The sequence below is a fragment of the Pseudonocardia ailaonensis genome, from assembly GCF_039531635.1.
GTDB lineage: Bacteria > Actinomycetota > Actinomycetes > Mycobacteriales > Pseudonocardiaceae > Pseudonocardia > Pseudonocardia ailaonensis.
On sequence record NZ_BAAAQK010000001.1, the window covers coordinates 408,243 to 431,544 of the forward strand.

1 protein-coding gene is annotated in these 23,302 nt (G+C 74.7%); it reads right to left on the reverse strand.

What is annotated here, in order from left to right:
• Positions 1-4: 4 nt before the first annotated feature.
• Complete coding sequence (locus tag ABD324_RS01875) at positions 5-23,215, reverse strand: amino acid adenylation domain-containing protein (RefSeq protein ID WP_344411742.1); 23,211 nt, start codon at positions 23,213-23,215, stop codon at positions 5-7.
• Positions 23,216-23,302: the final 87 nt, after the last annotated feature.

Here is a 23,302-nt window from a genome sequence, read left to right on the forward strand (position 1 = left end):
TCTCTCAGGACGGGTCACGGGTGATCAGCTCGAGGAACGCTGGCATCCAGCGCTCCGCCTGACCCGCGCCCAGGACGATCTCGGAGTGCGGGGTGTCGACCCGCACAGTGGTCAGGCGCGGCAGGAACGGCGCCCACATGCCCTCCAGCTGGGCGGCGTACTGCTCTGGGTCCTCTCCTGCGCGGCCCTCCTCGCCAGCAGCCGCGACCAGCAGCGTCGGCACGTCGACGACGCCGTCCGTCGGCGCCGTCAGCAGCACGTCGACGCGGGTGGCCGCGACGGCGATCGCGCGGCGCTGGGTGGCGTCGAGGCCGCCGAACATCCGCTCCCCCAGCTCGGCCCCGGCGTCGCGTTCCAGGGTCGCGGCGATCCGGTCCTGCAGGTCGAGGTCGCCCCGCAGGTCCGCCATCGTCACCGTGACGGGCTCGACGTCCTCCTGCAGGGGGCCGTCCGCGATCGGGATCGCGTCGACGATCGCGAGCGCCCGCACGGTGTGGCCGCGCCGGACCAACTCCGCCGCGACGCCGTGGGCGAGGTGCCCGCCGTACGACCAGCCGAGCAGGTCGTACGGGCCGTCGGGGCGGCACTCCACCACGGCGTCGGCGTAGGCGCGGCAGGCCTCGGCGAAGTCGGCAAAGTCGACGTCGACGCCGCCGTGCACCGGGTCCTGGATGCCGTACGCCGACCAGTCGGCCGGCAGCAGGGGCAGCAGGTGGGAGTACATCGTGGCCACGCCGGTGTACTCGTGGAAGCAGAACAGCTCGGTGTCCGTTGATGCCTCTCGGAGCGGGAGCAGCATCGCCTCGGTCACCGTCGTACTCGCCGCGCCCGCGTCTAGGTGCTTCGCCAGCGCCGCAACGGTCTGGTGCGCGAAGACGTCCCGGACCAGAAGACCGTGATCACCGGCCGCGTTCACCCTCGCCACGAGCCGCATCGCGAGCAGCGAGTTGCCGCCGCTCTCAAAGAAGTTCGCGGCCGCGGAGTAGCGATCGAGGCCGAGCAGCTCGGCGATCGAGCCCGCGAGCAGTTGCTCCGTCGCGCCCTGCGGCTCGACGTGCTCTGCGCCGGCGACGTCGATCACCGGCAGGGCCCGGGCATCGACCTTGCCGTTGATCGTCAGCGGGATCTCCGCGACGACGGCCAGCCCGGCGGGGAGCATGTAGTCGGGCAGGATGCCGCGCGCACGGGCCCGGACGGCGTCGAGGTCGACAGCGACTCCCGCCGGGACCACGAAGCCGTGCAGCTGGGTGGCCCCGGACGCGTCCTTGCGCGGGACGACGGCGGCGCGCGCCACCTGCGGATCGGCCGCCAGGACGTCCGCGACCTCCCCCGGCTCGATGCGGTAGCCGCGGATCTTGACCTGGTCGTCGGCGCGGCCGAGGTACTCGATGTCGCCGCGTGCCGTCCAGCGCGCCAGGTCACCCGTGCGGTACATCCGCGCGCCGGGCTCCCACGGGCAGGCCGGGAAGCGCTCGGCGGTCGCCGCGGGCTGCGTCCAGTACCCGCGGGCGATGCCGTCGCCCGCCAGGTAGAGCTCGCCTGTCACGCCGTCCGGCACGGGCTGCAGCGTCGCGTCGAGGATGTAGGCACGGGTGTTGAGGATCGGTGTGCCCACACTGGACGTCCGGCTGTCGGCCAGGTCGGCGCCGAGCGCGTTGATCGTGAACTCCGTGGGGCCGTAGAGGTTGTACGCCTCCACGCCGGGCGCGTCGCGCAGGTCCTGCCAGAGCCGCTCCGGCACGGCCTCACCGCCGAGCGACACGAACACGACGCCCTCGCCGTCCGCCGCCGTCGACCGGCCGGCGGGCCGGTCGCGCTCCAGCAACCCCTGGTCCACGAGCAGTTGCCCGTAGGACGGCGTGACGTCGAAGCCGTCGATGTGCTCGGCGTCGTAGTGCGCGAGCAGGCGCTCGGGCTCGCGGCGCATCTCCTCGTCGATGACGTGGACCTCGTGGCCGTTGAGCATCCAGAACAGCTGCTCCCACGAGGCGTCGAACGAGAACGACGTGGTGTGCGCGATCCGCATGCTGCGGCCGTCCTGGTGTGCGACGACGCGGTCGAAGATCTTCTCGACGTGGTTGGCGTACATCGTCGTCAGGCCTCGGTAGCCGACGGCGACACCCTTGGGCCGCCCCGTCGAACCGGAAGTGAAGATGATGTAGGCCAGGTGGTCGAGGTGGACCTCGCCGCCGCGCTCGGCCGCCGTGACCGGGCCCGCGGGGAGGGAGGCGATCCGCTCCCGCACGGTGTCGTCGTCCAGGTTCACCGCGTGGCTCGCCTCCGAGCCGAGGCGCGCGGCGTCCCGTTCGGTAACGAGGGTGACGGTCGGCTCGGCGACGGCCAGCATGTGCGCGATGCGGTCGTCGGGGTTCTCGGCGTCGACAGGTACATAGGCCGCGCCGACGGCGAAGACCGCGAACATCGCGACGACCATGCGCTCGTCGCGCGGCAGCAGCAGCGCGACCCGGTGCTCCGGGCGGACGCCGTGCTCCAGCAGCAGCCGCGCGTAGCGGTGCACCTCGGCCGCGAACCCGGTGAAGGTGAAGCGGCGCTCGCCCGCCACCAGCGCGATCCGGTCCGGTGTCAGCGCCACCCGCTGCTCCAGCAGGCCGCCGACGGTGATCTCGTCCAGGGTGCGCGGGGCCTGTGAGCCGCGGACCTCCTCACCCGGGAGCAGCGCGGGCACCCGGCCCGCCGGCTCGTCCAGGTGGTCGACGAGGAAGCGCAGGACGTGCACGTACCGCTCGAGCAGCGTCTGCGCGGCGTCCTGGTCGAAGGCGTCCCGGCGGAACGACAGGCGGACGTGCACCGCCGCGCGGTTCCCGTCCAGCCACGGGTTGACGGCGAACGTCATGGGGTAGTGCGTCGCGTCGTCGATGCCGCCGCCGGTGACCTCGGTCTCGTCGGTGCCCTCGGCGCCGCCGGTCGCGCGGTAGGGGAAGTTCTGGACGACGAACAGGGTGTCGAACAGGGCCCCGACGCCCGCGTCGTCCTGGATGTCGGACAGCGAGGTGTGGAAGTGGTCGATGACCTCCAGCTGCTCGCTCTGCACCCGGGCCAGCAGCGCGCCGACCCTCTCGAACGGGTCGGACCGCACCCGCATCGGCAGCGTGTTGAACAGCAGGCCGACGATCCGCTCGGCGTCGTCGAGCTCGGGCGGGCGCCCGGAGACGGTGTTGCCGAACACCACGTCGCTGCCGCCGGTGAGCCGGCCCAGGGCGATCCCCCACGCGACCTGCAGGAGGGTGCCGACCGTGACCCGAGCCTCCCGCGCGGCGGCGTACACCCGCGCGGCCTGGGCGTCGTCGAGGTCCTGGTGGAGCTCGCCGGTCTCGATCCGGTCGCCGGTCAGGTCCCCCCCGTCCGCCCAGACGATCGACGGGCCGGGCAGGTCGGCGAGGTAGTCCCGCCACGAGGACCGGGCGGCCGCCCCGTCGCGGTCCGCGAGCCAGTCCAGATAGGAGCGGAACGACGCCGCGGGCGTGCGATCGGTGTACGCCGGGTCGGCGTAGACCGCGAGGATCTCGCTCAGCACAAGGTTGAGCGAGTAGCCGTCCATGAGGATGTGCTCGAAGGTCATCGCGAGCGTCCACGCCCGGGCGGTCCGCTCGACGAGAACGAACCGCAGCAGCGGCGGCTCCTCGTGGTCGAACGGTACCGCGCGCTCCTGCGCGAGGAAGGCCTCCACGTCCTCCGCGTCCCGCACCACCCGGAAGGGCAGCGGGCTGTGGGACGGGTGGGGCGCGGGCAGGATCTGCACCTCGCCCTCGCCCAGCGCGACGAACCCGGCCGTCAGGTTCGGATAGCGCCGCAGCACGGTCGCGACCGCGTCCGCCATGCGGGCGGGGTCCACGGTGCCCGCCAGCTCGCGCGTCACCTGGGACACGTAGGCGTTGTGGTCGTCGGTCTCGCGGGAGCGGACCATGTGGTAGAGCAGGCCGCTCTGCAGGGGTGAGAGCGGCAGGATCTCGGCGTCGGTCCCGTAGCGGGACCGCAGCTGCTGCGCCTCGGCCGCCGTCATGGGGAGGCGGTCGACGCGCCGCAGCACCGGGAGGGTGGTGGCCGTGGCGGGCAGCGCGGCGAGGCCGTGCCGGTCGAGCTCGGCGGCGACGGCGTCGGCGACCTCCTGCGCGTCGAGGCCGATGCCGGGTGCGACGCGGACCTCGACGGTCAGCGCGTCGCCGACCAGGATCCGGGCGCTCACCCCGATGCCGGCCGGGTGCTCGTCGGGCCGGGGCCCGGCCTCGGTGCGGAACACGCCGATGCGGATCTCGGGATCGGGCACCTCGTCGAGGTAGCCGGCGAAGACCGGGCTCTCGCGGAGCAGCGCGAGCTCCTCGGCGTGCCGGGGCTCCCACGCGAGGCTCCCCTGCCCCGCGACCGGGAAGCGCCGGACGGCCGACGGGCCGGCGGGCTCCTCGATCTCGACCACCGTGCCGTCGGCGAAGTCCGGGCCGTGGACGAGGGCGAGCGCGCGCAGGAGCGCCCCGATCGCCGACGCCCGCTCGTCGGCGGCGGTCGCGGCGTCGGTGACGGTGCCGCGGGACACCGCGCCCCCGACACCGCCCCGGCCCGCGCCGCCCGGCAGCTCGACGGGCACGACCTCGGCGAAGCCGTCGAGCCAGTCGGCCCAGAACGGGTCGTCGAGAACGGCCTGCAGCTCCTCGTCCGTGGCCTCGCGTGCCGGCGCGGCGGCCGGGGGCGCGATCTCGAGGACAGCCCCGTCGCGGTAGGCCGCCACCAGGGCCGGCGCGACCGCGGCGACCACGTCGAGGGCCGCCGGGTGCGGCGCCGCGCCGGTGACGATCCGGCCGGCACCCTCCTCGTCGACCGCGAGGACGGCCGGCACGGACAGCGCGGACGAGACCTGCGTGACGGCGGCCCGCCAGAGATCGGCGTCCCCGAGGTCGAACGTGGTGGGCGCGATGCTGTAGGACGTGCCCGTCGCGGGGCGGGACGCGCGCACGACCCGGACGAGCTCGCGCAGCTGCGCGACGCTCAGCCGCGGCGAGTGGGCCCCGTGCTCCAGGACGAGCCGTGTGGTCTCCAGCAGCAGCTCGGCGGTCTCCCTCGTGACGACCGAGGGCATGTAGGCGACGCGCAGGTTCAGCGTCTCGCCGGGCTCGGCGATCAGGGTGACCGGGTAGTGGGTCGCGTCGCTGCCCGCCGCGTCGCGGACCGCGAAGCCCGTGGCCCGCTCCACGCGGTCCCGGGCGTCGGCGTCCTCGGGGTAGTTCTCGTAGACGACGAGGGAGTCGAACAGCGGGGACCGCCGCGCGATGCGGTGCAGGTCCGACAGCGGCACCTGGTGGTGGTCGAGCAGCGCGGTGCTCTGCTCCTGCTGGCGCGCGACCAGATCGGCGAAGCCGAGCCCGTCGCGGACCGTCACCGGGGTGGCGATCGTGTTGATGAACAGGCCGACGGCGTCCTCGATCCCGTCGACGTCCGCCGGGCGCCCGGAGACGATCGTGCCGAATACGACGGACTCCTGCCCGAGCAGCTCGCGCAGCGCGACGCCCCACGCGGCCTGCACGACGGTGTTGATCGTGACCCCGGCACCGAGGTCGGCCAGCTCCTCGAACGCCTCGGCCCCCACCACGCCGTCGACGACGGCGAGGTCGGTGTCGGTGTTCCCGATGCCCTCCGGCCCGGCCACGAGGGTCGCGCCGGTCACGGGCTCCAGCGCGCGGGCCCACGCGGCCTCCGACTCGGCGCGGTCGCGGCGACCGAGCCAGGCCAGGAAGTCCCGGTGGACGGTGTCGGGCGTGCGCCGCCGGTCCGGATCGGCGTACGCCTCGAAGAGCGCCGAGATCAGGATCGGACTGGACCATCCGTCGACGAGGACGTGGTGCAGGGTGAGGACGAGGTGCGAGTCCTCCCCGGTTCCCCGCACCAGCGACAGGCGCACGAGCGGCGGGGCGGTGAGGTCGAAGGGGCGCAGCCGGTCGTCGTCGGCGACCTGCCGTGCTCGGTCGGCGAGCTCACCGTCGAGCACCTCGACGACCCGGAAAGGGACCTCGACGGTCTCGGGGACGACGGCGACGAGTGTGCCGTCGGTCTGCGGCACGATCGCGGCGCGCAGGTTCGGGTACCGCTCCAGCACGCGGCGCAGCGCGGTCTCCATCCGCGCCGGGTCGACGGGCCCTTCCAGCCGGAATGCGCTCTGGACGACGTACACGTCGACAGCGGCGTCGGCCAGGCCGGCCTGGAAGGCGAGGCCCTCCTGGAGCGGGGTGAGCGGCAGGACGTCGCCGATCGGGCCGAAGCGGTCCTCCCAGGCGGCGATGTCGCGCGGTGCGACGCCGTCCGCCATGAGATCGGACGGAGAGCGACGGACCAGATCCGTGCCGCGGGCATAGGTGTGCAGTGTCGTGAGCGCCTGAGTCCACAGCGCGGCCAGCTCCGCGGCGTCCGCGTCCGTGAGCAGGTTGCCCGCGTAGGTGAGGGTGCCGCGCAGGACGGCGCCGGATCCCGCGTCGACGGCCTCGACGTTGACGTCCACGGCCGCGGGCAGCGGCAGGTCGCCGGAGACGTGGCCGTCGATGCCGGCGACCTCCGCCGCGTTCTCCCACGGCTGCTCGTCCAGCAGCCCGGAGTCGGTGGTGAACCGGCCGAGGTAGTTGAAGCCGATGTCCACGCCCGCCGCGAGGGACGCGCCCGAGCCCTGGGCGAGGTGGCGCAGCATGCCGTACCCGACCCCCTTGGTGGGGACGCGGGCAAGGTGCTCCTTCACCCGGAGCACCGCGTCTGCGGCGGCCGAAGGATCGGTGACCGCGGCCGCGGGGTCCACGTCGTCCGTGGACAGCGAGACCGGATACCAGGAGGTGAACCAGCCGACGGTGCGGGTCAGGTCGCTGCCCGGGACCAGCGGCTCCTCGCGGCCGTGCCCCTCCAGTCCCACCCGCACCGTCCGCCGTGCGCGCCACGCCCCGACGGCGCTGGTGAGCGCGCCGAGCAGGACGTCGTCGACGCCCGCGGACAGCAGCCGCGGCAGGTCGACCAGCAGTGACGTGGTCACGTCGGCCGGGATCTCCATGGCGATCGCGCCCGCCGTCGCGTAGGTGTCCACGGCGGGGTCGAGGTGCCGGGCACCGAGCGGGAGGCCCGCTTCGGCGTCCGCTGTCCAGTAGTCCCGCTGTGCGGCGATGTCGGTGTCGGTCGTGCGTCGCGCGAGCGCCGCCGCCCAGGCCGTGACGCTCGTACCGGTCGGCGGCAGCGGCTCCGCGGTGGCGCCGGTCTCGAGCTCCCACGCGTGGCGCAGGTCGTCGCCGAGGATCCGCCACGACACCCCGTCGACGACGAGATGGTGCACGACGAGGAGCAGACGGCCCTCTCCCCTGTCGTCACCCGGGAACCACGCGGCCCGCCAGAGCACGCCCTGCTGGGGGTGGAGGTCCTGGGACAGGGTGTCGATGGCGGCGCGCAGCCGCTCACGCCAGCCGGGCTCCGTCCACGGGGGCTCCACGTCCAGGCGCCTTGCCGTGGTGCCGTCCTCCACACGGAACCGCCATCGGGCGGCGTCGCCGACGAGCCGTCCCCGGAGGGCACCGTGATGGTCCACGACCCGGGCGAGGACGCGTTCGAGCTGGTCGGCGGACAGTCCCGCCGGGGTGACATAGACGAAGGACTGGGTGAAGGACGTGAAGCCGGGCTCGCCGAGGTGCTGCGCCGCGACGGGCAGCAGGACCGACTCGGTCGCGTCGGGGAGCGCGACGACCTCGCCGGTGGCCCGGCCGTCGGCGAGCGCCGCCAGCCCGGCCACCGTGCGCACGGTGAAGACCTCCGCGGCGGAGACCACCACACCCGCGCGCCGGGCCCGCGAGACGACCCGGATCGACAGGATCGAGTCGCCGCCGAGGCGGAAGAAGTCGTCGTCCGCGCCGACGTCCACGTGCGCGGGCAGCCGGAGCACCTCGCGGAACACCTCCGCGAGGACGCTCTCGGTCTCCGACTCGGCCGCGCGTCCGCCGGCGGTGCCGAGGTCGGGCGTGGGCAGCGCCCGGCGGTCGATCTTGCCGTTCGGGAGCGTGGGGAACACGTCCACGCCGACGATCGCGGCGGGCACCATGTACTCAGGCAGCCGGGCACCGAGGTGCTCACGGATCTCCGCCTCGGGCGCGTCGCCGGTGACGTACGCGGCGAGCTGCTTCCCGCCCGCCGGGTGGTCGACGGCGAGGACGACGGCGCCGGTCACCCCGGGGTGGGACTCGAGAGCGCCGCGGACCTCGTCCAGCTCGATCCGGAAGCCGCGCACCTTGACCTGCTCGTCGACGCGGCCGAGGTACTCGAGCCGGCCGTCATCGTTCCAGCGGACCACGTCGCCGGTGCGGTACAGCCGCTCCCCTGCGGCGCCGGACGGGTCGGCCACGAACCGCTCCGCCGTGAGCCCGGTGCGGCCGAGGTACCCCTCGGCCAGCTGGGTCCCGCCGAGGTAGAGCTCGCCGGGCACGCCCGGGGCGGCCGGGCGGAGCCACGGGTCCAGCACACGGACCGAGGAGTTCGACAGGGGACGGCCGATCGGGGTCGTGGTCGCGTCCGCCGGGAGCCCGGCGGCGTCGGATAGGTCGTGGCCGACGATCTCGACGGCGGCCTCGGTGGGTCCGTACATGTTCCAGACGGCCCGGCCCGGCGCGGCGAGGGCGCGGGCCGCCTCCGGCGGGACGCTCTCGCTGCCGACCGTGACGTGGTCGACGCGCAGCGTGGACAGGTCCTCGCCGTCGGCGGTGAGTGCGCCGACGACCGAGGGCAGGAAGTCCGCGTACCCGAAGTGCTCGGTGCGCAGCAGGTCCGCCAGGTGGGCGGCGTCCTTCTCGCCGCCCTCGCGGACCAGCCGCACGACGGCGCCCACGGCCAGCGGCCAGAAGATCTCGGGGACCGACACGTCGAACCCGGCCGACGACTTCTGCAGCACGCGGTCGCCCACGGCCAGCGGGAATGTCGCCTGCCGCCAGGCGACCAGGTTCGTGATCGCCCGGTGCGACACGGTGACGCCCTTCGGCCTGCCCGTGGTGCCGGACGTGAAGATCACGTACGCGGCGTCGGCGGGCAGCAGCGGCCGGGCGAGCGCGGGCGGCTCGTCCCGTCCGGCGGCGAGGGCCCGGGCGGTGGCCGGGTCGTCGAGAGCGACCACGGGGACGGGGCGCTCGAGCGGTGCGCGCCCGTCGGTGAGCACGACGGCGGGGGTGGCGTCGTCGAGGATCGCGGCGATCCGCTCGGCCGGGTACGCCGGGTCGACGGGCACGTAGGCCGCGCCCGCGCGGACGGCGGCGGCCACCGCGACGACGAGGTCCGCGCCCCGGGGCAGGAGGATCCCCACCCGGTCGCCGACCGCGACGCCGTGTCCGGTGAGCAGGTGCGCGAGGGCGTTGACCCGGGCGTCGAGCTCCACGTAGGTCAGTGCCTCGCCGCCGTCGCCCACGACGGCCACGGCGTCGGGGGTGCGGGCCACCTGCGCGCGGAGCAGCGCGTCCAGCGTCGTGGCCGGCTCGGCGGTGACCGGTCCGGCCGACCAGGCGGCGAGAGCGCGCTCGTCAGCGGGCAGGAGCGTGGGCAGGTCGGCGATCCGCCGGTCCGGGGTCGCCGCGACCGTCTCCAGGATCCCCCGGAACACGGCCGCGTAGCGCTGCGCGGTGGCCACGGGGACGACGTCGACCCGGTGGGTGAGATGGAACGCGATCCCGTCCGGCCCGGGGACGACGGCCAGCGCGAGCGGGTAGTGGGCCGCGTCGCTGCCCTCGACCTCCCGGAGCCGGAGCCCGCCGTGGGTGCGCCCGACGTCGCTGTCGAGGGGGTAGTTCTCGTACACGAGGATCGTGTCGAAGAGCGGGCTGTGCCCGGCCAGCCGCTGCAGCTCCGGCAGCGGGGCGTGATGGTGGTCGAGCAGGCGGGTGTTCTGCTCCTGCACCTGGCGGACGAGCTCGGCCAGGCCCGTCGCGCCGGTCACGGTGACGGGCGTGGGGATCGTGTTGATGAACAGCCCGACGGCGTCCTCGATGCCGTCGACCTCGGCAGGGCGGCCCGAGACGGTCGAGCCGAACACGACAGTGTCCTGCCCGGTGACGCTGCTCAGGAACACGCTCCACGCCGCCTGCACGACGCTGTTCAGCGTCGATCCCGCGGTCCGCGCGACGGCGGTGAGCGCCGCCGTGGTGTCGGGGCCGACGGTGAAGGCGATCTCCTCGGGGAGTGCCTCCGCCCGGGGCGCGGCACCCGGTGCGAGGAGCGTGGGCTCCTCGACCGCGGCGAGGACGCGGGCCCACTCGGCCGCCGTGGCCGCCGGGTCACGGTCGTCGAGCCACCGCAGGAACGCCGGGTAGGCCGGATCCGCGCCACCGACCTGCGGTGCCGCGGCCGACGCGTAGGCCTCCAGCAGCGCACGGACCAGCAGCGGCATCGACCAGCCGTCGGCGAGGACGTGGTGCATCGTGAGCAGGAGCGCGTGCTCCTGCGGCGCCGAGGTCACGACCGTGGCGCGCAGGAGCGGGGCGGTCGCGAGGTCGAACGGCTCGGCGTGCGCGGGATCCGCCAGCGCGGCCCGCCGCGCCGCGACCGGGTCGGGATCGCCGGACATGTCGACGACCGTCAGCGGCACCTCGACGGCGGCGGGAACCACGGCGACGTGTTCCCCGGCCTCGGTGACCGCGATCGCCGCCCCGAGGTGCGGGTGCCGGGCGAGCACCGCGGCGAACGCGCGCCGCAGCCGGTCCGCGTCGAGGGCGCCGTCGAGGTGCAGGACGGTCTGGGTGAGGTAGACGTCCACGCCGCCGGAGCCGCCGACGAGCGACTCGAAGGCGATGCCCTGCTGCAACGGGGTCAGCGGCTGCACGTCGGCCAGCGCGCCGTGGCGGGCTTCCCAGCCCTCGACGTCGGCCTGCGTCACCCCGCTCGCGGTCAGGTCGGACGGCGAGCGCCGCACGATCGGCGTGCCGGCGGGGAGGTCCCGCAGGGTGGTCAGGGTCTGCAGCCACAGGTCCGCGATCCGACGGGCCTCGTCCTCGGCGATCACCGAGGCGGCGATCTCGAAGGTCGCGACGAGCACTGCCCCGTCCCCCGCACCGACGACCGCGGCGTTCACGTCGATCACCGCGGGCAGCGGCATCTCCGCGGGCAGGTGCGCGCGCAGCCCGGGGTGCTCGGGCGAGGTGACCCAGTCACCGGTTCCGCCGCCACCGAACTGTCCGAGGTAGTTGAACCCGATCTGCGGGGCGACCCCGAGCACCGCTCCCTCCGGGCCGAGGTGGCGCAGCAGCCCGTACCCGATCCCCCGCGACGGCACCGCCCGCAGCTGCTCCTTGATCCGCAGCACCGCGTCCGCCGCGGCACCCGCGTCGGTCACCGCGACCGCCGGATCCACGTCCTCCGTGTCGAGGCCGACCGGGTACCACGAGGTGAACCAGCCGACCGTCCGCGACAGGTCACTGCCCGCGACCAGCGCCTCTTCCCGGCCGTGGCCCTCCAGACCCACGACGACGCGGCGACGCGACCCGCCCCGCCACGCCCCGACGGCCACGGCCAGCGCGCCCAGCAGGACGTCGTTGACCTCGGCCGACAGCACCCCCGGAACGGCCGACAGCACCGCCCGCGTCACGTCCGCGGGCACCGTGACCTCGAACCGGCGCGCCGTCGCGTAGGTGTCCCGCGCGGGGTCCAGGGCCCGGGAGCCCAGCAGCGGCTCCCCACCGGACACCACGTCGGCCCAGTAGCCGGCCTGCGCCGCGAGATCGTCGTCCCCGGCCCGCGCGGCCACCGCCGCCGACCAGGCCGGCAAGCCGGTGCCCACCGGCAGGAGCGACTCCGAGCGCCCCGACTCGATCGCCCAGGCGTCCGCCAGGTCGTCGCCCAGGATCCGCCACGACACCCCGTCCACCACGAGGTGGTGGATCACCCACAACAGCCGGCTCTCCCCCGGGAAGAACACCGCCCGCCACAGCACACCGGCCCCGAGGTCCAACGATGCCGACAGCTCCGCCGCGAGCTCGTCGAGACGCCCCAGCCCGGCACCGGACCCGTCGACCGTCAGCCGGTCCCCGGCCACGGGTCGGTCCCCCGCCGCGCCGGCGTCGCCAGCCGTGAACCTGTCGCCCACCAGCCGCCCGGACAGCGCCGGGTGATGCGCCGCGACCCGGCCCAGCACCCGACCCACCCCGCCCTCATCCACATCGGACGGTGTGGTGAACACGAACCACTGGGTGAACGACCCGAAGCCCGGCTCGGCCGCCGCGGCCGCGGCGATCGGCCACAGACCCGACTCCGACACCGCCGCGACCTCGGGGCCCCCGGGCTCCGCCCGGCCGTCGGCTAGGGCCGCCAGCGCGGCCACCGTCCGCGCGGTGAACACCTCCGCCGCCGTCACGTGCACGCCCCGCCGCCGCGCCCGGGAGACCACCTGGATCGACAGGATGCTGTCCCCGCCCAGGCGGAAGAAGTCGTCCTCCACCGCCAGGTCCGTGTCCAGCGCCAGCACATCCCGGAACACCTCGACCAGCGCGATCTCGGTGTCCGTGCGGGGCTCCCGCCCACCGGACCCCGCCCCCAGCTCGGGTGCCGGCAGCGCCGCCCGGTCCAGCTTCCCGCTGGCCGTGACGGGGAAGGCCGCGAGGCGGGTGACCGTCGTCGGCACCATGTAGTCCGGCAGCACCGACGCCGCGAACTCCCGCACCGCCTCCGCGGACAGCCCGCCGTCGGCCGTGACGACGTAGGCGGCCAGGAACCGTCCGCCTGCCGGATGGTCGAGGGCGAGCACCGCGGCACCCGACACCGCCGGGTGCCGCTCCAGCACCGCGCGGACCTCGTCCGGCTCGATCCGGAAGCCGCGCACCTTCACCTGGTCGTCGGCCCGGCCGAGGTACTCGAGCTGCCCGCCGGCGGTCCACCGCACCACGTCGCCGGTCCGGTAGAGCCGCAAGCCCGACCCGGAGGGGTCGGCGACGAACCGCTCCGCGGTCCGGCCCGATCGGCCCACATAGGAGTCCGCGAGCTGTGCGCCACCGAGGTACAGCTCCCCCGCGACGCCCGGCGCCACCGGGCGCAGCCAGCCGTCCAGGACGACGACGGTGGTGTTCGCGAGCGGGCCGCCGATCGGGGTGGACGTCGCGTCGTCCGACAGCCCGGCGAGGTCGTAGCCGACGGCCTCGACCGTCGCTTCGGTGGGGCCGTAGAGGTTCCAGACCGCCCGGCCCGGCGCACGCAGCGCACGCGCGACCGAGACCGAGACGCTCTCGCTGCCCACCGAGGCGTGGCGGACCCGCAGGGACGCCAGGTCGGTGCCGTCGTCGGCGAGGGCCCGCACGACGCTCGGCAGGAAGTCGGCGTACCCGAAGTCCTCGGCGCCCAGCAGGGCCGCGAGGGAGGCGGGGTCCTTCTCCGCGTCCGCCGGGATCATCCGGACGACGGCCCCCACCGCGAGCGGCCAGAAGAACTCGGGCACGGACACGTCGAACCCGACCGACGACTTCTGCAACACCCGGTCGCCCGCCTCGAGCGGGAAGGTGCTCTGCCGCCAGCGGACCAGGTTCACGATGGCCCGGTGGGAGACCACGACGCCCTTGGGATGCCCGGTCGTACCCGACGTAAAGATGACGTACGCCGGGTCCCCGGGTCGCGGCCGACGCGTCGGCGCCGGAGCGCCGGCACGGCCACGGTCGAGTGCCCGGGGCTCCTCCGCCGCGACCGGGTCCACCAGCGGCACGCCGGCGTCCTTCAGGGCCGCGGCGTGCGCGGACGCGCTCGCCGCGTCGGCGACCACGGCGCTCGGGGCCGCGTCCTGCAGGACGTAGCCGATCCGCTCCGTCGGGTACGCCGGGTCGATCGGCACGTACGCCGCGCCGGCCCGGAGCACCGCCGCGAGCGCGACGACCTGCCTCTCGTGGCGCGCCACGAGCACACCGACCCGGTCGCCGGTCCGGACCCCGGCGTCGACGAGGACGTGGGCGAGCGCGTTCACCCGCGCGTCGAACTCCGCGTAGGTCAGCTCTGCCCCCTCGGCCGCCACCACCGCGACGGCCTCCGGGGAGGCCGCGGCCTGCGCGTGGAGCAGCACGTCGAGCGTCGTGTCGACCACCTCCGCCTCGACGTCGAGCGGGGGGCCCGCGACGGGCCCGGCCGTGCCCGGGAGCAGGGCGAGATCGGCGAGCCGCGCGTCGGGCGTCGTCGCGACGGCGCGCAGCGCGGCGCGGAAGACGGCCACGAACCGCTCCGCCGTGGCCGGGTCGAACAGGTCGGTGGCGTAGGTGAGGAACCCGGTGACGCCCGTAGGCGTCTCCTGGAGGGCGAGGTCGAGATCGACCTTCGCGGCGCCCAATGCGGCCGGGCGTGGCTCGACGTCGACGCCGTCGAGGACCAGTCCCTGGGTCTGCGCACCGACGTGGTGCGTGAGCATGACCTGGAAGAGCGGGTTGCGGTGCGCGGAGCGATCCGCGCCCACGGCCGCCACCACCTGCTCGAACGGCGCGTCCTGGTGGGCGAGCCCGTCCAGGATGGCGCGTCGGGCCGCGGCCAGCACGTCGCCGAGCGTGTCGGCGCGGCCGAGCCGGTGCCGGACCGGGAGAGTCGTGACGAAGTAGCCGACCACGTCCTCGAGGCCGTCGGCCGTGCGGCCGCCGACCGGGGAGCCGAGGACGACGTCGTCCGCTCCGCCGAGCACCGACACCGCGACCGCGGCGGCCGTGTGGGCGAGCATGAACATCGTGGCGCCGGTCTCCGCCGAGACCCGGCGCAGCCGGTCGACGGTGTCGGCGTCCAGCGCGAACGCCACGTCCGCGCCACGGTGGCTCGGCTCCGCGGGCCGGCCCCGGTCCATCGCGATCGTCGACTCCGCCGGGGCGTCGTCCAGCGCGTCCCGCCAGTAACGCAGGTGGCCGGCGAGCGCGGAGTCCGGGTCCGCGGCGTCGCCGAGCGCCCGGCGCTGCCAGAGCGCGTAGTCCGCGTACTGCACGGCCAGCGGCGCCCAGTCCGGGGCGTGCCCGGCCGTGCGGGCACGGTACGCCGTGGACAGGTCGCCGAGCAGCGACCGGAGCGACCACTCGTCCACCGCGTGGTGGTGCACGGCCAGCACGACCACACGCTCCGCGGCGGCCGTCCGGAGGATCGTGGCGCGGACCGGGAGGTCGCGGGCCAGGTCGAACGAGCGCTGCACGAGCTGCGTGACCCGCGCGTCGAGGTCGCCGGCAAGCTCCTCGGCGGGCACGGGCACGGCGGCGCGATCGGCGGGGACGATCCGCTGGTGCAGCCGCCCCTCGCTTTCGACGAGCAGCGTGCGCAGCGCCTCGTGGCGGGCGACCACGTCACGGAGCGCGGCGCTGAAGGCGACCTCGTCGAGGTCCCCGACCAGGCGCATCACGATCGGGACGACGTACCGCGAGCCCGGGCCGCCCAGGCGGTCGATGAGCCAGAGCGCCTGCTGGCCGTAGGACACCGGCAGCGCGGTGGGGCCCTCGGGTCGCTCGATCGAGCCCACCGGCAGCCGGGATCCCGGCACGACGGAGTCCCCGACGACGCGCGCGAGCGCGGCGACGGTCGGGTGGTCGAACACGTCGCGGAGCGTGAGAGTGCTCCCCAGCGTGGCGTTCGTGCGCGCCACCACCCGCGTCGCGAGCAGGGAGTGCCCGCCGAGGCGGAAGAAGTCGTCGTCCACCGACACGTCGGCGTCTAGCGCCAGCACGTCCCGGAACACGTCCGCAAGTGCGGCCTCCGTGTCCGTGGCCGGCGCCCGGCCACCGGCCGGCGCGCCGAGATCGGGTGCGGGCAGTGCCGCCCGGTCGAGCTTCCCGTTCACCGTGACGGGGAACGCGTCCATCCGCGTGACCGTCGTCGGGACCATGTGGTCCGGGAGCAGCGACGCCGCGTAGGCGCGCAGGTCGGTGCCCTCACCGGTCACGTACGCCGCCAGGTACTTCCCCCCGGCGGGATGGTCGAGGGCGAGCACCACGGCGCCCGTGACCGCGGGATGGTTCTCCAGCACCGCGCGGACCTCGTCCGGCTCGACCCGGATCCCGCGGATCTTGACCTGGTCGTCGACCCGGCCGAGGTACTCCAGCAGCCCGTTCTCGTTGCGGCGCACCACGTCCCCGGTGCGGTACAGCCGGGCGCCCGAGCCGGACGGGTCGGGGACGAACCGCTCCGCCGTCAGGTCCGGGCGTCCCACGTAGGCGTCCGCGACCTGGACGCCGCCGACGTAGAGCTCGCCCACCACGCCGGGGGCCACCGGCCGCAGCCAGCGGTCGAGCACCGTCGCGGTCACCCCGGCGGGCGGGGTGCCCAGCGGGACCACGCCGCCCTCGGGGACCTTGGTGAGCGTGGCGTCGCCGGTGACCTCGGTGGAGCCGTAGAAGTTGCGCAGGACGGCGGCGGGCGCGATCCGGCGCATCCGCTCGGCCGTGGCCGGGGTGAGCGCCTCCCCCGACGAGACCCAGGACCGCAGCGCCGGGAGCGCACCGTCGGCCGGCGCCATGGCGTCGGCCAGCGACGGCACGGTGAGCAGGTGCGTGACGCCGCGACGGGCGATCGTGGCGAGCAGCGCCGACGGGTCCGCCGCGATCCGGTCGGACACGACCACGACCGCCGCGCCCGCGACGAGCGGGCCGAACAGCTCGGTCACGGCGTCGACGAACCCGGGACCGCTCTTGGCGACAGCGACGGACCCGGGCCCGTACCCGAGCACCTCCCGGCCCCAGGCGAGCCGGTTCACCAGCGCACGGTGCGAGAGCACCACACCCTTGGGCACACCGGTGGTGCCCGACGTGAAGAGGACGCACGCGGTGTCGTCCGCGGCGACCGGGCGCGCCGGGGCGAACGGCGCTGCCGGTGCGGCGCACACGTCGTCGAGGAGGAGCACGTCGGGGCCGGTTCCGGGCGGGGACACGGCGACGACCAGGTCCGCGCCGGACTCGGCGAGGATCCGTGCGATGCGCTCCGCCGGGTGGCCGGGGTCGACCGGGACGTACGCGGCCCCGGTGCGCAGGACCGCGGCCAGCACGACCACCTGCTCGACCGACCGCGGCAGGAGCACGGCGACGCGGTCCGCGACCCCGATCCCCCGCCCGGCCAGGAGCGCGGCCACGGCGTCGATCCGCGCATCGAGCTTCTCGTGGGTGAGCCAGGCGGCGGTGGCGTCGAGGCCGGTGCCGTTGATCAGCGCCACCGCGTCGGGCGTGGCCGCGGCCTGCGCCCGCAGGAGCGTGTCGATGGTCCCGGCGGGGCACTCGGTGGGGACGGGCGTGTGCACCGCCCCGCCGACCTCGATGTCGGCGATCCGGGTACCGGCGTCGGCGGCGACGGTCTCGAGGACCTGCCGCAGCAGCGCGACAACCCGGGCCACGACGGCGGCGCCGAGCACGTCGGGCCGGGCCGTGAGCCGGAACCCGATGCGGTCGGTGGTGGGCAGCACGGCCAGGGCCAGCGGGTAGTGGGTCGAGTCGCGGATCTCGAGGCCGACGACGGCGAGGCCGGCGTCGGCGGAGGCCCGGCCGATCTCGTCGAACGGGTAGTTCTCGTACACGACGATCGTGTCGAACAGCGGATTGTGCCCGGTGGCGCGGTGCAGCTCGGTGAGCGGCACGTGATGGTCATCGAGCACGCTGGTGTTGTGCTCCTGGACCTGCCGGACCAGCTCGCCGAGCGTCGGGTTCGCGCCGAGGGCCACGGGGGTCGGGACGGTGTTGAGGAACAGGCCGACCGCCTCCTCGACGCCGTCGACCTCGGCGGGCCTGCCCGAGACGATGGCGCCGAAGACGACGGTGTCCTGCCCCGTGAGCGCGTTCAGCACGACGCCCCACGCGGCCTGGACGAGGGTGCTCAGGGTCGCGTCGGCCTGCCGTGCGGCCCGGTGGAGCGCGGCGGTCAGCTCCGCGTCGATCTCGAACAGGTGCTCGTCGGGGAACGTCGTCTCTCCCGACCGCGCACCGGGCGCGACCAGGGTGGGTTCCTCGACGCCCGCCAGCGCCCGCGTCCAGCGGGCCACCGACACGGGCTGGTCCCGGTCGCCCAGCCACCGCAGGAAGTCCCGGTGGGCGTGGTCGGGGGCGGACGCCGCCTGCGTCCGGTAGGCCTCGACCAGGGCCCGCACCAGGCGCGGGACGGACCACCCGTCGGCCAGCACGTGGTGCATGGTGAGCACCGCCGTGTGCGGGCGCGGTCCGCTCCGGACGAGGCTCACCCGCAGCAGGGGGCCCGTGGCCAGGTCGAACGCCGCGGCACGGTCACGATCCGCGACGCGCCGCACGGCCGCGGGGTCGCCGGAGTCGTCGACCGAGAACGGCACGGTCACTGCGGCGGGCACGACGGCGACGAGCTCGCCACCGGCGGTCGGGACGATGGCGGTACGCAGGGTCGGATACCGGTCGACGACGATCGCGAACGCGCGCCGGAGCCGCTCGGGATCGAGGTCGCCGCCGGCCTCGAGCTCGAGCATCGTCTGGGTGACGTAGACGTCGACGCCGTCCGCCGGGCCGCCGGACGCCGCGGAGCCGCCGACGAGGGACTCGACGGCGATGCCCTGCTGCAGCGGGGTCAGCGGCTGCACGTCGGTGAGCGCGCCGAACCGGGCCTCCCACCGGTCGACGTCGGCCTGGGTCACACCTTGTGCCGTGAGGTCGGACGGGGAGCGACGCACGATCCGTGCGCCCTCGGAGAAGTCCCGCAGGGTCGACAGCGCGCGGAGCCAGAGGTCCGCGATGGCCCAGGCATCGTCCTCCGCAATCGCCGAGGCGGCAATGTCGAAGGTGGCCACCAGCTCGGCCCCCTGGCCGGCGCCCACGACGGCCGCGTTGACGTCGATCAGCGCGGGCAGCGGGCGGTCGGCGGGAAGATACGCCCGGAGCCCGGGGTGCTCCGGTGCGGTCGCCCAGTGGGCGCCCTCGACGGCGCCGAACCGGCCGAGGTAGTTGAACCCGATCTGCGGCCCGTGGCCCACCGGGCCGTCGGGATGCAACAGCCCGTACCCGATCCCCCGGGACGGCACCGCCCGCACCTGCTCCTTGATCCGCAGCACCGCGTCTGCCGCGGCGGACGCATCGGTCACGGCGACCACCGGATCGACGTCCACGGTGTCCAGAGCGACCGGGAACCACGAGGTGAACCACCCGACCGTCCGCGACAGGTCGCTACCGGGGACCAGGGTCTCCTCGCGGCCGTGGCCCTCCAGACCCACGACGACGCGACGGTGCCCACCGCCGCGCCACGCCCCGACCGCGACGGCCAACGCCCCCAGCAGGACGTCGTTCACCTCGGCCGACAGCGCCGCCGGAACGGCCGACAGCACGGCCCGTGTGACGTCCGAGGGCAGGGTCACCTCGAAACGACGCGCCGACCCGTAGGTGTCCTGCGCCGGGTCCAACGCGCGGGCCCCCAGCAGCGGCTCCTCCGCCGCCACGATCTCCGACCAGTGGTCCGCCTGCGCCGCCACGTCCGCGTCCGCCGCGCGCGCGGCGGACGCCGCCGACCACGCCGGCAACCCCGTCCCCACCGGCAGCAGCTCCGCGGTGCCACCGGTCTCCAGCGCCCAGGCCGCCGCGAGGTCGTCGCCCAGGATCCGCCACGACACGCCGTCCACCACGAGGTGATGGACCACCCACAGCAGCCGGCCCTCCTTCGGGAAGAACACCGCCCGCCACAGCACACCAGCCTCGAGATCCAACGATCCCGACAGCTCCGCCACGAGCTCGTCGACCCGCGCCAGGCCCTCACCGGACCGGTCGACCCGCAACCGGTCCTCGGCCACGAGGTCAGCGCCCGCCAACGCGACATCGTCGACCAGGACGTCGTCCCCGACCGCGAACCAGCGGTCCACTAGACGACCGGACAGCGCCGGGTGATGCGCCACCACCCGGCCCAGCACCCGACCCAGCAGCTCCTCGTCCAGATCGGACGGTGTGGTGAACACGAACCACTGGGTGAACGACCCGAACCCCGGCTGCCCGACCTGAGCTGCGGCGATCGGCAACAAGCCCGACCCCGACACGGCCTCGGGACCCGCTGCCCCGTCCGCCGCACGCCCCTCGGCCAGTGCCGCCAGGGCCACCACCGTCCGCGACGTGAACACCTCTGCCGCAGTCACGTGCACACCGAGCCGCCGTGCCCGCGACACCACCTGGATCGACAGGATGCTGTCCCCACCCAGGCGGAAGAAGTCGTCCTCCACCGACAGCGGGACCTCGTCGCCCAGGGCCAGCACGTCCCGGAAGACCGACACCAACGCCCGTTCCGCGGCGGACTCCGCCGCACGCCCGGAGCCGCCGCCGGAACCCAGGTCCGGGGCGGGCAGCGCCGCGCGGTCGAGCTTTCCGTTCGCGGTGGTCGTGAACGCCCGGATCCGCGTGACCGTGGTCGGGACCATGTAGTCCGGCAGCACGGCCCCGGCGAACCCGCGCAGCTCCTCCGCGAGCTCGGCGTCGTCCGCGAACGCGCCCGCCGTCCCGCTGTCCGCCACGGTCACGTACGCCGCGAGGAACTTGCCCCCGGCGGGATGCTGCAGCGCCAGCACCGCGGCACCGGTGACGTCGGGGTGCTGCTCCAGCACCGCCCGGACCTCGTCCAGCTCGATCCGGAAGCCACGCACCTTCACCTGGTCGTCCGTGCGACCCAGGTACTCCAGCGCCCCACGGTCGTCCCACCGGACCAGGTCCCCCGACCGGTACAGCCGTGATCCCGCCGGATCCGTCCCGCTGCCGAACGGATCGGCGACGAACCGCTCCGCGGTCAGCCCGAACCGGCCCGCATACCCGTCCGCGAGCTGGACCCCGCCGATGTACAGCTCACCCACCACGCCCGGCCCCACCTCGCGCAACCACCCGTCCAGGACGAGGAGGCGGACGTTCGGCGGGGTGCCGCCAATCGGCACGACGGACAGGTGCTCGCCGAGCGGGTGGTCGTCCATGTGCAGATAGGAGACGTCCACAGTGGTCTCTGTCGGCCCGTAGACGTTGTCGAGGCGTGCGTCGCCGAACACCCGGCGGGCCTCGGCCACCGCCGCCATCGGGAACGCCTCCCCCGAGACGAAGACCTGACGCAACGAGGTCAGCCGCGCGGGATCCGGCTCCGACGCGAGGAACGCCTGGAGCATCGACGGCACGAAGTGCGTCACCGTGACCTGCCGACGCGCGATGACGTCGGCGAGGTACTCCGGGTCCTTGTGGCCCTCGTTGCGTGCGACGACCACGACGCCGCCGACGAGCAGCCCGCCGAAGAACTCCCACATGCACGCGTCGAAGGTGGCGGGGGTCTTCTGCAGGATCCGGTCGTCCGCCGCCAGGCGGTGCACCGAGAGCGCCCACATCAGCCGGTTGACGATGCCCCGGTGCGTGACGCGCACGCCCTTCGGCCGGCCCGTCGTGCCCGAGGTGTAGACGAAGTAGACGTTGTCCGACGGGATCAGCGGGCGGGCGAGGACCGGTGCCGCGTCCCGGCCGAGATCCAGCTCGGCCCGGACTGCCCGGTCGTCCATCAGCACCTGCGCGGCGGGGACGCCCGCGAGCCCGTCCCGGTGCGCCAGCGCCGTCGCGGAGTCGGTCACGACGGCCGTCACCCCGGCGTCGTTGAACACGTACTCCACGCGGTCGGCCGGGTAGGAAGTGTCCACCGGCACCCACGCCGCACCGGCCCGCATGATCCCCACCAGGGTCACGACGAGGTCGGCCGAGCGCGGCAGCAGCACGCCCACCGGGTCCCCGACCCCGACCCCACGCTCCACGAGCAGCCCGGCCAGCGCGTTGGCCCGCGCGTCGAACTGGGCGAAGGTCAGCTCCGTCCCGTTGCCGTCGTCGAGGATCGCGAGGTCGTCCGGGGTCCTGGCGGCCTGGGCCCGGATGAGGGAGTCGAGGTCCGTCTGCGGGACGTCGAGGACCGGTCCGGTCGACCACTCCTCGACGCGTGCGCGGTCGGATCCGGCGACCACGGTCGGCAGCTGCGCGAGCCGCTCGGCCGGATCGAGGCCGACGGCGGCCTCGACGAACCGGCCGAAGCCCTCGGCGCGCGCGGCGAGGGCGGCCGCGTCCCAGAAGGCCTCGTTCCCGGCCAGCTCCATCCGGAACCCGTGGACGGCGTCGGAGTACACCGTGAGGTCGAGGCGCCCGACCGGGCCGGCGTTCACCGTCTCCTGACGGCCGACGACGCCGCCGAACCGCGACTCGTAGTCGAACGCCTTGATGTTGACCAGTGGGAGCGTCCGGTAGTCCAGCTCGCCGCCGGGCCAGGTCCGCGCGATCTGCTCCTCGGTACGGCGCTCGTCGCGCCCGGTCGCCCGGAGCTGGTCGGCGACGGCGCGGGCGACCTCCGCCAGCGTGGAGCCGCCGGCCAGCCGCACCGCGACGGGGAGGGTCGTGACCAGCATCCCGGGAGTGCGCAGCGCGGCGGCGTCCGGCCGCATCATGAACGGGACGCGCAGCAGCATTTCCTGCCGGCCGTCGGCGAGCGCGTCGTACACGCCCCACAGCGCGGTCACGTACGCGGCCCAGTTCACCCGTGCCCGGCGGGCGGCGTCCTTCAGCGCGGCCCCGGTCTCCACCGGCAGGGGGACGGTCGAGCGCTGGTCCGAGATCGCGAACAGCCGCTCCGAGTCGGTACCCACCGCGTGGCCGCGAGCCTCACCGGACCCGAACACCTCGGCCCAGGGCTCGGGGGTATCGGCGGACACCGCCGCACCCCCGGCCTCGTCCCCGGCGACAGCGCGCTCGTTCTCGCCTCCGGCGACGGCCGCCCAGTCGCCGAACCACGCCGGAACCGGATCGGTGCCGTCCCGGTGCGCGGTGTAGATCTCCCCTACCCGGCGGGTGAACAGGCCGATGCCGTAGGCGTCCACGAGCACGTGGTGCGTCGAGAAGACCCACACCCAGGTGCCGTCGGCTCGGCGGTACAACGTCGACGAGGAGGCGACGGGACCCGTGAGGTCTGCGGCCACCTCGAAGGAACGTCGAACGCGCCGGCGGATCTCGTCGTCCTCGGCGCCGGCGTCGACGATCTCGGTGGGCAGCTCGGTCTCGGCGTCGACCCACTGCCGCGGCGGCCCGTCGCCGTCGGTGAACCGGACCCGCAACGCGTCCGACTCGGCAAATGCCTGCGCCACGGCGCGCGCGAACGACACGGTGTCGACATCGCCGTCGAGCCACAGGAGCTGGCCGACGCGGTACGCCGATGCGGCGGGGAAGAGCCGTTGCGCCGCCCACACTCCACGCTGCGCCCGAGTGAGGGGGAAGAGCTTCCGTGACGCGATGGCACCGTGTTTCACTTAGGTAAAGCTAATGCAATGTAGGGCAGCCTGCCAGTACCCACCGACGTGGCCGGGGCCACCGGCCCGGCTGCCCCGACGCGAGTC